A 14,623-nucleotide genomic window follows, 5' to 3' on the forward strand; every position below is an offset into this window, starting at 1 on the left:
ATTAGAACAAGAATGCCACGCCTAAGCCACCGTTATAGCTCTTGTCTTGACCGTTCAAATCGACGCCTATGCTTGCATCGAGCTGAGTACGATTATTGACTGCATAAACTAAACCTGTACCTAGACCATATTCATAGTCTTGGCTTTCAGCTTTACGGTAAATAAACTCAGAATATCCTGAAAGTTTACCTGCGATTTTATAATCAATCGTTGGGATTGCTGTTACAGCCCAATCACTATTTTGCACTTCATAACGCATGGTAATTGAAGTACCCACTAAATCACTATATTGGTAAGCTACCGCAGAGGTAAGGCTATAAATGTCATCATGTGCCGTAAATTCATCATTTCCGGTTGCAATGACAGCCTCAGCCAACACTGCCATAGACAATCTGTCATCTTTTAAATCAATCGCTTTTTTTAAACCGATGCTTACGTCACCAAAACCTGAATTGTCAGTTTTTTTACCCGCACGTTTGGTTTGAGTCCATGCCGGACCCTGCCATCCTAACTGTAATTCTAAGTCACGACCCAAACCTGTACGGAACAACATATCCTGATTTAAGGTTACGGTCTTTTCTTTAACACCATCGACAGTCGACTCTGTATAAGTTGCACTAGGTAAACCTTGTTCCCAAGCCAAATTGCCTACGGGGGTAATACCCGTCCCCATTCCTGCCCCTGGGCGGTCAAACGAGAACTCTGCGGCAAAAGTACTTCCTGCAGCAACAGTTGTAAGGGCAAAAGTTAAAATTTGTACTATTTTCATTTTAATATCCAATCAAGCAGTTAATTCTTTTGTCATTTTAGCCCCATGACGGCGCAATAATTCTAATGTTTCACGCTCTTCTTCAAGCGATTCTGACCAATCTATTTCATCAAATTCACAATCAAAGAACAACTGACTGATTGAAGATAAAATAGTGAGTCCTTCTTCATCACGTGAGTTTGGATCAACTTTTTCATCGAGTAAACGTTGAACAGCTGGCGCACATGCCGAGCTTGCAGCATCCCATAACGGACCGTAAAACTCTTCTGCATCCCAAAGATGTACATTGGCTTTAGCCTGAATCAAAGCTTCGAGAATCTCAAGGTAAACCTGTAACGCTTGTTGCTTTTCTTCTTTTGATAATGGTGTACCTGCTTCATAAGCTTCCGATACATTTTCCCACCATTTAAAAATTCCGTCACAGATAATTGATACAGGTGGTCCCTGTTCCGGATCAATAAAGTTCGGATCAAGTCCTTCAGCAAGTAATTTTTGCACTTGCGCGAGTTCTAATTCTTCTATGGCTTTAATTAAAGCTTGCTGCTGGGTGGTTAACATGACCATCTCTCAAAAATATATTAGGGCTATTATGCCTAATCTCTTCTCCAGATTTTAGAGGTTGATTGCATTGCAATGCAAACCTAATGTTGTGAATAGTTTTATTTTCATCAGATATAAAAAAAGCCCCGAAGGGCTTTTTACCGTTTTCAATTAAACTTCATCATCAATGAATTCTGGTTGCCCACCTCTCGGGTGTTCTTTTTTCTCAAAAGTATGTTCGAGGCTACGTTTTAATTTTTCAATTGCACCATGAATTGAAGCATCAATATTTCCTGCTTTATGGTGCACTGCAACTGGTTTCAAACCTGAAGGACGTGCTTCAATCATACAGTGGATATCTTTGTCACCACTTTTGTCCCCATTTTCATCACTAAAATGAACCGAGAAATGCGTAATACGTTCGCTATGACGTTGGAATTCTTGAGTAAGTTCTGCACGTACATAAGTAATTAAACGTTCGCTATTATGGATGTTTTTATCTGTGCGGATTTCTATATTCATAAATACCATCCTCTCTTTCTTACTGTGGATCTTTTCTATGCAAAACTTTTTTATGTTGGCATGTTTTAAGCATGCATGAACTGACTTCAATTGTACATTTTGATGGTGTAATGGTTTGTTATCTCCTGACTTAAACGTACTGCTTTTAATTTATTTTGAAGATCTTCATATCTTCAATATCAGTCCATCTATAAAAATATGCAAGCTGATTTTTTAAATATTTATGAAAAATTGAACAAAAGGAGAGCAATCGTGACCGAATCTTATCTATCTGGCGCCGAGCTCATTGAGCAAATTCAAAAGTCTCCTTATTCACGTGATTTAATCGGTTATCACGGACAGCCTCCACAGGTTAAATGGCCTAATAATGCCAAGGTTGCTGTGCAATTTGTGCTTAATTATGAAGAAGGTGGCGAAAAACATATTGAGCACGGCGATGATGGCTCGGAACAGTTTTTATCAGAGATTATTGGTGCTGCAAGCTACCCTGCTAAACACATGTCGATGGACTCTATGTACGAATATGGTTCACGCGCTGGATTTTGGCGTATTCATAGTGAGTTTGAACGGCGCAAGCTTCCAATGACCATTTTTGGAGTTGCAATGGCGCTTGCCCGCAACCCCTATATTGTGGAAGCCATTAAGCAAGCTGATTATGATGTAGTATCTCATGGTTACCGCTGGCTTCACTATCAAGATACCGATGTTGAAGTAGAAAAACATCACATGGAACAAGCTTTATCTGTTTTAGAAAACTTGTTTGAAAATAAAGTAATAGGTTGGTACACCGGACGTGACAGCCCGAACACACGTCAGTTACTTGCAGAGTTCCCACAAATACAATATGACTCTGATTATTATGGTGATGACCTGCCTTTTTGGACCACACTTACCGATGCTGCGGGTGCATCCCGACCCCATTTAATTATTCCTTATACTTTAGAATGTAACGACATGAAGTTCTGTTCACCAGGTGGATTTAATAATTCAGAACAGTTTTTTCAATATTTAAAAGATAGTTTTGATGTGCTGTACGCAGAAGGTGAAACTGCACCAAAAATGATGTCAATTGGAATGCATTGCCGTATTTTAGGGCATCCGGGTCGTTTTAAAGCCTTACAAAAGTTTCTCGACTATATTCAAATGCACGATCGTGTCTGGGTATGTCGTCGTCAGGATATCGCTGAACATTGGTATAAAAATCACATAACTGAATAATTGATTTTTAAATTTTTAAATTCTTAAACTGTTGATTAACAGCTATTGGCACTGTTATTGCTAAAACTCTAATCACGACAATGAGTTTAGGAATAACAGTGTTTTTAGCCGAGTTTAATCAAGCCCCACCCGAACAACTCAAGACTTTGTTAAAAAACTGTGTCCACATTCCAACATGGGCCGAAAAAATCATCTCAGAACGCCCCTATTCAACAAAAGCATCTCTTTTGGAATATGCAGAAAATTTAAGTCAAATGTGGTCATGGCAAGAGATAGAAGCAGCATTAGCAACTCACCCAAAAATTGGTGAACGGCAGGCAAAGAATCAGCTCAATGCAAAAGAGCAACATTTTTCAAATCAAGAACAAGCCGGCATTTCTCTAGATGAGAAAACGCAGCAAGCTCTGCTACAAGGCAATCTCGATTATGAACAAAAGTTTGGCTTTATTTTTTTAATTAAAGCGGCAGGCCTCAGTAGCGAAGAGATTTTAAAAAAGCTACATGAACGTTTACAACATGACTTAGCTATCGAAAAAATAATTGTACATGAGCAACTCGCAGCGATTGCTCTATTACGTCTATCTCAGGAAATACAAGCATGATCAGCACTCATATTTTAGATACGAATTTAGGCAAACCAGCTGCACACGTAGAAGTGAAGTTGTTTCATGCAGCAACCCATGAGCTGATTGCGACCGCAACCACGAACCCAGACGGTCGAGTGAGTGATTTTGGAATAAAAGAGTTTGCAGAGGGTGCTTATCAACTTGAGTTCGAAATCGCCCCTTATTTTTCATCACTAAAAGTCAAAACTTTTTTCCCGCGTGTTTGCATTCAATTTTTTATAGAAGACATTAATCAGCATTACCACATTCCCTTACTGATTAGCCCGTTTGCTTACTCCACTTATCGCGGTAGCTAACTCAAATATAACGAGGAGAAAAATATGAATCATCGGCAAAAGAATGCGATTTCTCCAGAGCATGAATATTTAGGAATTTCCAAAAGTTTTGCTTACGGCTTACAGCACGTGCTTACCATGTATGGTGGCATTGTAGCTCCGCCCTTGATTATTGGAACGGCAGCTGGATTAAGCTCGGCACAAGTCGGAATGTTAATTGCAGCTGCCCTATTTGTAGGTGGATTGGCAACACTGATTCAAACAATTGGGACCAAATATCTAGGTGCAAAATTACCTTTAGTTCAGGGCGTGTCTTTTGCAGGTGTTGCAACCATGGTCGCAATTATCACCACAGGTGGTGGCTTACCTGCTGTATATGGCGCAGTCATTGCCGCATCTCTGATTGGACTATGCCTTGCGCCTTATTTTTCTAAAATTATTCGTTTTTTCCCGCCTGTTGTAACGGGATGCGTCATCACAATTATTGGTTTATCTCTGTTACCCGTCGCAGTTCGCTGGATGATGGGTGGTAACAATAACGCACCCGACTGGGGAAGTGTAGAAAATATCTCTTTGGCCTTACTGACCTTAGGCATTGTGATTGTTTTAAATATGCTGCCGCAAGCCAGCATTCGTCGCTTATCGATTTTATTAGCCATTGTTGCTGGTACTGCCCTCGCCTACTTCATGGGTTTTGGTGATTTTAGTCAGGTGAGCTCAGGCGCATGGCTGCAATTTCCACATTTATTTGCATTTGGTTTGCCAACATTCGAGCTCAGCGCAATCTTGTCGATGTTGATTGTGACTTTAGTCATTATAACGGAAACCACAGCCGATATTATTGCTGTGGGAGACATTGTAGGAACTGAAGTAGATGCTAAACGTATCGCCAATGGTGTCCGTGCGGATATGTTTTCAAGTGCTTTTGCGCCTATCTTTGGTTCGTTTATGCAAAGCGCTTTTGCCCAAAATGTTGGGCTAGTTGCGATTACAGGTATAAAAAGCCGTTTTGTGGTGGCAGCAGGCGGTGTCATTCTGATTATTTTGGGTCTACTCCCTATTATGGGTCGTTTGATTGCAGCGATTCCAATGCCCGTACTTGGTGGTGCAGGTTTGGTCTTATTTGGATCGGTTGCAGCCAGTGGAATTCGCACTTTGGCAAAAATAGATTATAACGATCAGAAAAATTTAATTATTGTCGCGACCGCTTTATCGGCAGGTATGATTCCAATTATTAACCATGAGTTTTATGCTCATTTCCCAGTTTGGGTACAAACTTTGTTCCATTCGGGCATTAGTTCAACTTGTATCTTTGCTATCTTGTTGAATTTGTTATTTAATCATTTACCTACATTTCGCAGCTCGCGTACCCCTCATTTAAGCCAAACAATAAATACCAGAAATACACATTAAAGATTTAGTTTTTAGCGCCCCACTTCGGTGGGCCTTTTTTTAACCGTTGATCAAATTTGGCTTCATTTTTGCTTAAGACACTGTATCCTTAGCGTGCTTTATTTGGGGGGAGATCATTTAAATGCAATTAAAGCAACTTGCGGCGACTTGTGCCTTGTTATCTGCAACTGCCATGGTTCAGGCAAAACCAATCTGGCAAGATTTTAGCGTGACTGGACTTTATGGTGAAAACTATGAAGTTGTAGATGAGAAAGAAACAACCCTTACTTTGGAATATGCAGCGAAAGTTAAATACGCTGATGTATTTTTCTTTATGGACCGTATGCGTGGTGAAAATGACCACAAGAGTACTTACTTCGAGTTATCACCACGTTTAAGCTTAGGTGAAATATCAGGTAAAAAACTGGCGTATGGCCCAATCAAAGATGTGTTAATTAGTACCACTTGGGAAGGCAATAGTGAAGACGGCAACAACTTCGATAATTTCCTTTATGGTTTTGCTGTCGACTTAAATATCCCATATTTCCAATATGCGAATTTAAACTTCTACCGTGCGAATAATGAAAAAATTGATGACGATTACCAAATGACATTTGTTTATGGTATTCCATTAAAATTAGGCTCTGAAGATTTCTTGGTAGACGGTTTCCTTGACTGGTCAACTGCTGAAGGCGACCATGCCAGCGAGTTGAACTGGACAACTCAATGGAAATGGAATGTAGGTAAACACATTTCTCCTGATACACGTCTATACTTAGGTATTGAGCACTCAGTGTGGAATAACAAATTTGGTCTGCAAGGCCGAGACGAAAATAATGTCAGTGCATTGGTTAAATACCACTTCTAAAACCATGATTTAGAAGACAAAACAGCAAGGAGAATTCCTTGCTGTTTTTGTTTTAATCGAGTGGATTACCCACAATATTACTAATAATACCCTGCATAATATGTCCACCTTGTTCACGGCGTAATTCTGCATACCATGCCTGTGTAACCGTTTTATCTTTCATATGGGTCACATCGCAGCGTTTGCGCGCACGAAGTACCATCTCATTTGCACGTTCGTTGCGCTTGTTTTGATAGCGACGCAAAGCGTCCTCTAGCCCCAAAGTGTTTATTTGCAGAGAACGGGCTAAATAAATCGCATCTTCCATGGCTTGGCAGCCACCTTGTCCGATATCAGGTGTAGTGCTGTGTGCAGCATCACCTAAAATCACCACGCGACCTTTATAAAACTGGGTGAACGGCTCAATATCATGTATTTCTACCCGATTGGTCTTTTGCGGGTCTAAACGTTCAATGAGCTGCTGTACTGGTAAACACCAATCAGCAAAATATTGTTTTAAAAGTTTTTTATATTCATCTCGATTATTTTCTAAACCTGCTGGTAAAGGCACATCTAAAAAGAAATAGAATTTGCCATCCGCAACCGGCATCAGAGAAGCACGCTTACCTTCCCCAACATAGGTGGTCCATTGCTGAGCTGGAGCTAAATCTTCAGATATTTCAACCAGACCATTCCAGTTCACATAACCCGCATAACGGCGCTGTACTTGCTGGCCCAACACATAGGCCCGTGTAATTGAGTGAGTGCCATCTGCCCCAATTACTAAATCGGCTTGTGTAGAGCTACCATCAGCAAAATGCACTTCAACATAATCAGCCTTATCTTCAAGGCGCACCATTTTTTTGCCTAAATAAATTTGATCTCGACCAAACTCATCCATCAGCATGTTTTGTAAATCAGCGCGTGCAACTGGATAAGGCCGTTGACCGACTTCTTCAATTAATGGCAATAAACTGAATTGTGTCATCACATCTCCAGTTAAACCATCTACATAAGCCAAATCGTCCATTTGTCCGCCAAGTTGGGCGATTTTCTCGGTTAATCCCAGATAGTTTAAACATTTCACACCATTCGACCACAGCGAAATTGCAGCACCAACAGGAAGAATCTTTTCTGTTTGCTCAAAAATGCGAACTTGGTGACCAAATTTTTTTAATGCAATGCCTGTGGTTAGACCTCCCATTCCCGCACCAATAATCACCACATTCATAACACTCTCCTATAGATATTCACCTATAGGGTGCTTATGCTAAAAACATGCCATCGTTCAAAATTTATTTAGCTTTTCCACAAAACTGGCATGCACCATGCTTATATATTTAAGTATAAAACTCGTCTTAGCACGCTCAGTGTTAGGGCAGTTTTAAATGAAAAATCATGTTTTTAACAAGAAATACGGATACTCCATTATGGCAACATTGCACGCTCCAGCTTTTGAACTTCCTGAAATTTTGAATATGAAAACCAATTTGGCAGATACCCGAATTGGTGCACAAGTCATTGAGTGTTCAGATGATTTCTTTGCAGAAGCAAAGCGTATGCTGCAATTTGAAGCACCTGTTTTTGTTGAAGATAAATTTGATGACAACGGCAAATGGATGGACGGTTGGGAAACGCGCCGTAAGCGTCATGCAGGTTATGACTGGTGTATTGTGAAGCTTGGTGTAAGTGGAAAAATCAGTGCGCTTGATATCGATACCAGCTTTTTTACAGGAAATTATCCCGCTTCTGCATCATTAGAAGCTTGTTATGCACCAAATGGGGACCTAACAGGGGCAAAATGGGAAAGTGTTTTAGGAAATACTGAACTCGGCCCAAGCCAGCATCATATTTTTATGGTCAATAATGATGCACTTTTCACTCATATACGCCTCAATATTTTCCCAGATGGTGGTATTGCTCGTTTACGTGTCTATGGCGATGTTCATATTCAGGTGACTGATAGCGAGCAAACTCTCGATTTATTAGCACTCGAAAATGGTGGTCGCGTAGTTGCCTATAGCGATGCCCATTTTGGACATCCGCGCAATTTGATTAATCCCGGCCGTGGCGTCAACATGGGTGATGGATGGGAAACCAAACGCCGCCGAGCACCGGGTTATGACTGGTGTATTCTTGCTCTTGGTAAAGGTGGGAAAATTGATAAGCTTGAAATTGATACAGCTCACTTTAAAGGGAATTTCCCTGCCCAAGTATCCATTCAGGCGGTTTACCTTGAGAATGCAACCGATGCACAATTGATTCCACAGAGTATGTTCTGGGCTTATTTACTTGAAGCTCAACCTATGCAAATGGATCATATTCATGAATATGTGAATGAGATTTTACAACATGAAAAAATCTCTCATATTCGTATTAACATGATTCCAGATGGTGGCATTAGCCGTGTCCGTTTATGGGGGAAAATTGCCAAGTCATGATTATGAAGAATGTGCAGATTCAGCCCTTAACGATTGAGAGCTTTCAACCCTTTGGAGAAGTCATTTGTTGTGACGGGCATGACTTTTTCCATATTAATGATACACACACCGAGCGCTACCATGCGCTCGTTGAAACAGAAATTGAAGGGGAAGCAAAGGCAGGAATTAGTATTTTTCGTAATATTAAGGCCAGCGTTTTACCTTTAGAAATTTCAATGCTAGAGCGTCATCCGAAAGGCTCTCAGGCATTTATTCCCTTACAACAGCAAAAGTTTTTAATTATTGTGGCACCTTCTTTGGATGAGAATACTCCCGATATTTCAAAGTTATGTGCATTTGTTTCAAATAGAAAGCAAAGCATAAATTATCGGGCAGGTACATGGCATCATCCTTTGCTTACCTTTGAAGCACCGAGTGATTTTGCAGTCGTAGATCGAATTGGAGGCGGAGCGAATTGCGATGTTTTTCAATTTCCACACGCTATAAAAATTACGGTCTAAACTAAAATATACAGATCTGTCTATTTTAGTTTAATGGCAGCAATCGTTGTGGTGATTTCCAATAATCTAGGTTTACATAAAAACCCCGCCTATTAAGCGGGGATTTTTTTAATTCTATTTTAAACGGTGATATCGGCTAAGTTACCTTTCTGCTCAAGCCACTGCTTACGATCTGCTGAACGTTTTTTGGCAAGTAATTTGTCGAGTAAACCTGCTGTAAAATGAGCATCATCTAGGTCGAGCTGCACTAAACGACGAGTATTTGGATCCATAGTCGTTTCACGTAGCTGAATCGCATTCATCTCACCCAATCCTTTGAATCGGGTAATTTGCGGATTACGATTGCCTTTCACATTTTTCAAGATGACTTCGAGCTCATCATCATCTAAGGCGTAGAAGACATCTTTACCAATGTCGATACGGAACAATGGTGGCATCGCCACATACAAATGGCCTTCTTCAACCAGTGTCGGAAAGTGTTTAACGAATAGCGCACATAACAAAGTGGCAATATGTAAACCATCGGAGTCCGCATCGGCCAAAATACAAACTTTGCCATAACGTAGCTCGGATAAATCATCGCTACCTGGGTCTACCCCAATTGCGATCGCAATATCGTGAACTTCTTGAGAAGCCAAAACCTCATCTGAAGAAACTTCCCAAGTATTTAAGATCTTTCCACGAATTGGCATGATGGCCTGAAAGTTTTTATCGCGTGCTTGCTTGGCACTACCACCTGCCGAGTCACCCTCGACAATAAATAACTCACTGTCTTCACGAGTTTGTCCCACACAGTCAGCCAATTTACCCGGTAAAGCAGGACCAGAAACAATCTTTTTACGCTCAACTTTTTTAGCTGCTTTTAAACGACGACCCGCTTTCGAAATCGCCATTTCTGCCAATTGCATGGCAATTTCAGCATGTTGGTTTAGCCAAAGTGAAAAAGCATCTTTGGCAATATTTAAAACAATATTAGATGCCTCTCGACTAGAAAGACGCTCTTTAGTTTGACCTGAAAACTGTGGTTCTTGGAACTTGAGTGACAAAATATAGTTCACACCATCCCATACATCTTCTGCGGATAGTTTGAGATTACGTGGCAATAAGTTACGCAGCTCACAGAACTCACGTAATGCTTCTGTTACCCCTGAACGTAAACCGTTCACATGAGTTCCGCCTTGTGCAGTTGGAATCAGGTTCACATAACTTTCTTGAACCTGCTCGCCGCCTTCTACATTCCAACAAATTGCAAATTCACATGCCGCACGATCGGCTTGTCCACTACTTACAAAAGCCGGATTTGGCAAGATTTCACGATCTTGCAATTCATCCATCAAATAATCGACGAGGCCATTTTCAAATTGCCATTCAATCTTTTCATCGTTAATTTGATCAATATAAATAATTTTTAAGCCTGCGGCTAAAACAGCTTTGGCTTTTAAATTATGTTTAAGGGCTTTTAAAGCAAATTTCGGACTATCAAAATATTTAGTTTCAGGCCAAAAATGTACCGTTGTACCTGTCGCTCGTTTTGGTGCCTTACCCTCTAGCACAGCTAAAGGTGCAACAGGCTCCCCTTGCTCAAATGCCATTTGGTAAAGGTTGCCCTGACGTTGTACTTCGACCTCAACACGTGTTGATAAAGCGTTTACAACTGAAATTCCCACACCATGTAAACCACCAGAAAACTGGTAGTTATCGGTACTGAATTTACCGCCAGCATGTAATTTGGTCAGAATGATTTCGATACCACTTTGGCCATATTCAGGGTGAATATCGACTGGCATACCACGGCCATTATCTTCAACCGACAATGAACCATCTTTATAAACCGTGACACATATTTTGTCGGCATGACCCGCTAATGCTTCATCAACAGCATTATCAATAACTTCCTGAGCTAAATGGTTAGGTCGAGTCGTATCGGTATACATCCCTGGACGACGACGAACAGGGTCTAAACCGGAAAGGACTTCAAGCGATTGAGCCGTATATTGTGTCACGTTGTACGTTTTCCTTATTTGATGGTGTGCGCAAAGAATTCGATCACTAACGGTAATTTTTCTTCAAAATCTTCCATAGCATGATTGCCATGAGCATCCGTCAAAATCAATGAGGATGGCGTTGCAGCACTATAATAGCGTTGTGCTTGACGATAATCCAAAATTTCATCGCCTTGTTGCAACAAGACGAGTATTTTGTCGGCATTTTCAGGCTGTTTCAGTTCCAGTTGCTGCAACTGGCGTAGCTGAACATGGTCAATCGACCATTGATCATTCACCACATAGGGCATGCTTTCAACTTGAAACAACTCATCAAACAACTTCCATGGTTGCATAGCCGGATTAATCAGTACAGCCGGAATATTATATTTCGCGACAAAGTATGTCGCAAAAAAACCACCTAAACTGCTACCTACAAGTGCAACATTGTCCAAACTTTCAATAAGCTCTGAAACTTGCTCAACCACCTGATCTGGAGATCTATTGAGGTTTGGCAAATGCACATTAATCCCTAATTCGCTACAATACTGCCTTAAGCTCAATCCTTTAATCGAAAGAGAGCTACTATTAAAACCATGGAGGTAGATAATATTCATATATTTCCCTCTAAATTGAGACTAATTTCACAATTTTGTTCTCAGTTTGTATAGAAAAGCACAATTGTTAGACAAGAAAAACCACTCAACTAACCATTCATCAGTATTTTAAAAAAATGTGTTATTTAAACTACTAAGATGGAAACGTTTACTGCCGTTGATAAAAAGTACAGCTTAAAACGTCGGTTATAACGTATATGGGGAAAAGATATGCCGAGCTTAACACCACTACATGAAACTTATTGTAAATGGGATCGTACGCCACCTAGTCAGGCAGACGTACTAGAAGGTTTAGCTCAACTGTTCAGTACCAGCTTAAATGGTGTACATGAATTAATACAAGTTATTAATATTGAAGTCTTAAAAAATGCTTTTGGTATTAGCACACAAAACGCTAAAAACTTTCAAAAACGACCATTTGTGCAAAAGGCATATCAATTTTCTTATGGCGCTTTACAAAAATATGGTCGTTATTTTTTAGCACCCGGTTTGCGTCGCATTATTGAAAAATATCCAACACTTCACGAAAAACCACTCACCCCAAGCCTACATTTTTTGGTGGGAATTTTGAATGGTGTTTTTGGGGATTACCTACTTAAACAACATAGTCCTCTCGCCCTACCAATAGTGTTATACGATCACTACGGAGCTATACAGCAAGGTGAGCTTGCAGGCCGTATTGTAATTATGGTTCACGGTTTGTGTATGAATCATCTGACTTGGTCAAACGCCCATTACGGCGGTATTGGGGAACGTCTGTTAGCCCAGCGTGACCATAACACCATGCTGTATTTAAATTACAATACAGGGCGACGTATTTCAGCCAATGGTCGCAGCTTCTCAAATTTATTAGAAGATCTCGTAAAAAATAATCCAAGAATTACCAGCATTGATGTGATTGGTCATAGTATGGGGGGATTGGTTTCTCGTAGCGCATTGTTCTACGGTAAACAAAATATGTACCAATGGATTCATATGGTCGAGAACCTGGTGTGTATTGGTTCCCCACATCATGGCGCTGTCTTGGAGCGCTTTGGTTTTACCATACAAGATAAACTTGGCGCGTTCCCTTTTGTGGGTTTACTCGGTCAACTGGTTAATATTCGTAGTAATGGCATTTTAGACTTACGCCACGGTAGTGTTCGTGATGATGACTGGGAATATATGGATGCCCGAATTGGTATGATGGATGATAATCGTGCTCCTGCTCCTTTGCCTTCCCATATCAATACTTTTTTAGTGGCAGGAACACTCGAATTTGAAAAAGTACGCAATAAAGCGCTTACTGTGATTGGGGATTACTTGGTAAGTGTGAAAAGCGCGCTGGGTGAACATCCTAATCCACGTTTTCAGCTCAAAGTTCCAGACTCACATAAAGCCGTGTTTTATGGTTTAAATCACTTTGAAATTCAGTATCACTCGAGTGTCGCAGAACAGATTACTCGCTGGCTATATCCTAATGTTAATGATTATGTGCAAGAAGGTATTCAAACCCATATTATTGATATGCCGAACTATACGCTTGAAGATTTAGAAGGAATTGTAGAGACGTAAAAAAGCACAATTTATGAATATAAAAACTATTTAAAATAATCTAACACTAATTTGTACCTGATCTTATCAACACATAAAATCAGGTATAAGCAATATTACTCACAATCAGATAAATCAAATCCTTTTTTCCCTAAGTGTATTCCTTGTATTTTCCCATGTACAACATCAAAAATTAAACTATTATTTTTCTGTAAATTATCAGTCACTATGTAAGTATAATCATCTTGTGAATCTCCTGCCCCATCACTTTTCATTTTTTTAATGTTATAAACTTTATAGTTTTTGTATATATTTTCAACACCCATCCCATTTCGTATATTTTTTGATGTGTATATACTTTTATTTTCACTTCCAACTAATACTTCAACCAATTTCTGATTATTAAGAGTATATGAAATACTATTATTAAAATCTGAAAAAGTTGTACAGTTTCCTATTTGATCTTTTGCTATATCTTTTAATGAAAAATTAACATCAGAGTATTTATTACCAATAATATAAGATCTATCTTTTAAATTTATTGAGTTAAAGTCTAAATAGTTTTCCCTAACTAAACTTTCAGCACAATGACTATACATACTCATACAGCCAAATATAATACTAAATATTATTCTCATATTAAGTACTTAGTCTCTCTAATTTATAAAAGTAAAAAACTTACCACTCTTGGCATAAAGTTAAAGAATTAATATAGTAAAAAAACAACCTAGGTTATAACTCTGGAATTTCTTTAAAAGAAATTTTTTCCTTATCAGAACAAACGCTATAGAACATGCCTGAATAATTATTCTTCGGATCCAAATCTTTCATATAACTTTTACAATCAAGTAAAAGCTGCTTATTTTTCTTTATGAAAGTTAATTTTTGATATTGTTTGAAAGAGTAGCCATCATAGAAGTCATTAATTATATACATATCTTTTCTATAGTTTTTCGATGGAACATAATCAGAGTTATCACCACTGCCTATAGAGTTATAGTTTCCTAAAGTTTGAAATATTTTATTAGTTTCCATAACTAGATTATTTTCATTATTTGTAACTATTTTCATTTGTGCCCACCCCATTTCAACACCTTCTGAAAAGATATTTTTATATATAACATAATATTTATTATCTTTTATTTTTATATAAAATTCATCTACAGGAGGCTTATAAGCAAACAATGCATAGCTGTTTTGATTTTTTGTATAATTAAATTCATTACAAATATTTTTTAAAGTGCATTTTTTATATGAATAATAAATTGTATTAGCTGTATTAGCTGTATTAGCTGTATTAGCTGTATTAGCTGTATTAGCTGTATTAGCTGTATTAGCTGTATTAGCTGTATTAGCTGTAT

At 39.0% G+C, this 14,623-nt stretch carries 16 protein-coding genes; 8 read left to right on the forward strand and 8 right to left on the reverse strand.

Annotated features, from left to right (window positions below; translation table 11 throughout):
• Position 1: 1 nt before the first annotated feature.
• The 3 genes from BMW38_RS12375 to BMW38_RS12385 form a co-directional block, all read right to left on the reverse strand.
• A complete protein-coding gene (locus BMW38_RS12375) occupies positions 2–769 on the reverse strand; it encodes a transporter (RefSeq protein ID WP_092708493.1) in 768 nt (255 codons plus the stop codon).
• Between the two features lie 12 nt (positions 770–781).
• Positions 782–1,327, reverse strand: coding sequence for an ankyrin repeat domain-containing protein (locus tag BMW38_RS12380; protein WP_056482112.1), 546 nt, complete (start codon positions 1,325–1,327; stop codon positions 782–784).
• Between the two features lie 153 nt (positions 1,328–1,480).
• Positions 1,481–1,831, reverse strand: a complete 351-nt coding sequence (locus tag BMW38_RS12385; protein WP_004640014.1) for an HPF/RaiA family ribosome-associated protein — start codon at positions 1,829–1,831, stop codon at positions 1,481–1,483.
• 252 nt (positions 1,832–2,083) lie between these two features.
• Between BMW38_RS12385 and puuE the strand changes: the two genes are divergently transcribed.
• The 5 genes from puuE to BMW38_RS12410 all read left to right on the forward strand — a co-directional run bounded on the left by puuE (position 2,084) and on the right by BMW38_RS12410 (position 6,210).
• On the forward strand, positions 2,084–3,049 hold the full coding sequence (puuE, locus tag BMW38_RS12390; protein ID WP_213031155.1) for an allantoinase PuuE: 966 nt from the start codon (positions 2,084–2,086) through the stop codon (positions 3,047–3,049).
• Between the two features lie 98 nt (positions 3,050–3,147).
• A complete protein-coding gene (gene uraD / locus BMW38_RS12395) occupies positions 3,148–3,651 on the forward strand; it encodes a 2-oxo-4-hydroxy-4-carboxy-5-ureidoimidazoline decarboxylase (protein ID WP_092708499.1) in 504 nt (167 codons plus the stop codon).
• The gene (gene uraH, locus BMW38_RS12400) at positions 3,648–3,971 is read left to right on the forward strand and encodes a hydroxyisourate hydrolase (RefSeq protein WP_092708502.1); all 324 of its coding nucleotides are present in this window, start codon (positions 3,648–3,650) and stop codon (positions 3,969–3,971) included. Before uraD ends, uraH begins: the two co-directional genes overlap by 4 nt.
• A gap of 24 nt (positions 3,972–3,995) precedes the next feature.
• Positions 3,996–5,363 carry a nucleobase:cation symporter-2 family protein gene (locus BMW38_RS12405; RefSeq protein ID WP_092708505.1) on the forward strand — a complete coding sequence of 456 codons (1,368 nt, stop codon included), beginning with the start codon at positions 3,996–3,998 and terminating at the stop codon, positions 5,361–5,363.
• Positions 5,364–5,484: 121 nt separating this feature from the next.
• Complete coding sequence (locus BMW38_RS12410) at positions 5,485–6,210, forward strand: outer membrane protein OmpK (protein WP_092708508.1); 726 nt, start codon at positions 5,485–5,487, stop codon at positions 6,208–6,210.
• Positions 6,211–6,262: 52 nt separating this feature from the next.
• On the opposite strand, the gene hpxO is transcribed toward BMW38_RS12410, so the two are convergent.
• Positions 6,263–7,420, reverse strand: coding sequence for an FAD-dependent urate hydroxylase HpxO (hpxO, locus tag BMW38_RS12415; RefSeq protein ID WP_092708511.1), 1,158 nt, complete (start codon positions 7,418–7,420; stop codon positions 6,263–6,265).
• A 199-nt stretch (positions 7,421–7,619) separates the two neighbouring features.
• Here hpxO and alc point away from each other — a divergent pair, with 199 nt between their 5' ends.
• Together alc and BMW38_RS12425 are read left to right on the forward strand one after the other, a co-directional pair.
• Complete coding sequence (alc, locus tag BMW38_RS12420) at positions 7,620–8,630, forward strand: allantoicase (protein ID WP_092708514.1); 1,011 nt, start codon at positions 7,620–7,622, stop codon at positions 8,628–8,630.
• Positions 8,627–9,130 (forward strand): ureidoglycolate lyase, encoded by a 504-nt coding sequence (locus BMW38_RS12425; protein WP_213031156.1) that lies wholly within the window; start codon positions 8,627–8,629, stop codon positions 9,128–9,130. Before alc ends, BMW38_RS12425 begins: the two co-directional genes overlap by 4 nt.
• Before the next feature lie 119 nt (positions 9,131–9,249).
• Here the strand turns inward: BMW38_RS12425 and parE are convergent, their stop codons facing one another.
• Together parE and BMW38_RS12435 are read right to left on the reverse strand one after the other, a co-directional pair.
• Entirely contained in the window at positions 9,250–11,133 is a 1,884-nt protein-coding gene (gene parE / locus BMW38_RS12430) for a DNA topoisomerase IV subunit B (protein ID WP_005037976.1), read from the reverse strand.
• 14 nt (positions 11,134–11,147) lie between these two features.
• Positions 11,148–11,729, reverse strand: a complete 582-nt coding sequence (locus tag BMW38_RS12435; protein ID WP_080028002.1) for a YqiA/YcfP family alpha/beta fold hydrolase — start codon at positions 11,727–11,729, stop codon at positions 11,148–11,150.
• A gap of 210 nt (positions 11,730–11,939) precedes the next feature.
• On the opposite strand from BMW38_RS12435, the gene BMW38_RS12440 reads away from it, so the two are divergent.
• A complete protein-coding gene (locus BMW38_RS12440; RefSeq protein ID WP_092708521.1) occupies positions 11,940–13,283 on the forward strand; it encodes a PGAP1-like alpha/beta domain-containing protein in 1,344 nt (447 codons plus the stop codon).
• 95 nt (positions 13,284–13,378) lie between these two features.
• Here the strand turns inward: BMW38_RS12440 and BMW38_RS12445 are convergent, their stop codons facing one another.
• Together BMW38_RS12445 and BMW38_RS12450 are read right to left on the reverse strand one after the other, a co-directional pair.
• Positions 13,379–13,861, reverse strand: coding sequence for a hypothetical protein (locus BMW38_RS12445; RefSeq protein ID WP_092708542.1), 483 nt, complete (start codon positions 13,859–13,861; stop codon positions 13,379–13,381).
• A 133-nt stretch (positions 13,862–13,994) separates the two neighbouring features.
• A partial coding sequence (locus tag BMW38_RS12450) for a hypothetical protein (protein WP_092708524.1) occupies positions 13,995–14,623 on the reverse strand: 629 nt, incomplete at its 5' end.

This window comes from Acinetobacter sp. yr461 (assembly GCF_900110445.1).
GTDB classification, from domain to species: Bacteria; Pseudomonadota; Gammaproteobacteria; order Pseudomonadales; family Moraxellaceae; genus Acinetobacter; species Acinetobacter calcoaceticus.

Coding starts and splice junctions, on each gene's coding strand:
- BMW38_RS12375 (WP_092708493.1), bottom strand. CDS start 769: ATGAAAATAGTACAAATTTTAACTTTTGCCCTTACAACTGTTGCTGCA.
- BMW38_RS12380 (WP_056482112.1), bottom strand. CDS start 1,327: ATGTTAACCACCCAGCAGCAAGCTTTAATTAAAGCCATAGAAGAATTA.
- BMW38_RS12385 (WP_004640014.1), bottom strand. CDS start 1,831: ATGAATATAGAAATCCGCACAGATAAAAACATCCATAATAGCGAACGT.
- uraH (WP_092708502.1), top strand. CDS start 3,648: ATGATCAGCACTCATATTTTAGATACGAATTTAGGCAAACCAGCTGCA.
- BMW38_RS12405 (WP_092708505.1), top strand. CDS start 3,996: ATGAATCATCGGCAAAAGAATGCGATTTCTCCAGAGCATGAATATTTA.
- BMW38_RS12410 (WP_092708508.1), top strand. CDS start 5,485: ATGCAATTAAAGCAACTTGCGGCGACTTGTGCCTTGTTATCTGCAACT.
- hpxO (WP_092708511.1), bottom strand. CDS start 7,420: ATGAATGTGGTGATTATTGGTGCGGGAATGGGAGGTCTAACCACAGGC.
- alc (WP_092708514.1), top strand. CDS start 7,620: ATGGCAACATTGCACGCTCCAGCTTTTGAACTTCCTGAAATTTTGAAT.
- BMW38_RS12425 (WP_213031156.1), top strand. CDS start 8,627: ATGATTATGAAGAATGTGCAGATTCAGCCCTTAACGATTGAGAGCTTT.
- BMW38_RS12435 (WP_080028002.1), bottom strand. CDS start 11,729: ATGAATATTATCTACCTCCATGGTTTTAATAGTAGCTCTCTTTCGATT.
- BMW38_RS12440 (WP_092708521.1), top strand. CDS start 11,940: ATGCCGAGCTTAACACCACTACATGAAACTTATTGTAAATGGGATCGT.
- BMW38_RS12445 (WP_092708542.1), bottom strand. CDS start 13,861: ATGTATAGTCATTGTGCTGAAAGTTTAGTTAGGGAAAACTATTTAGAC.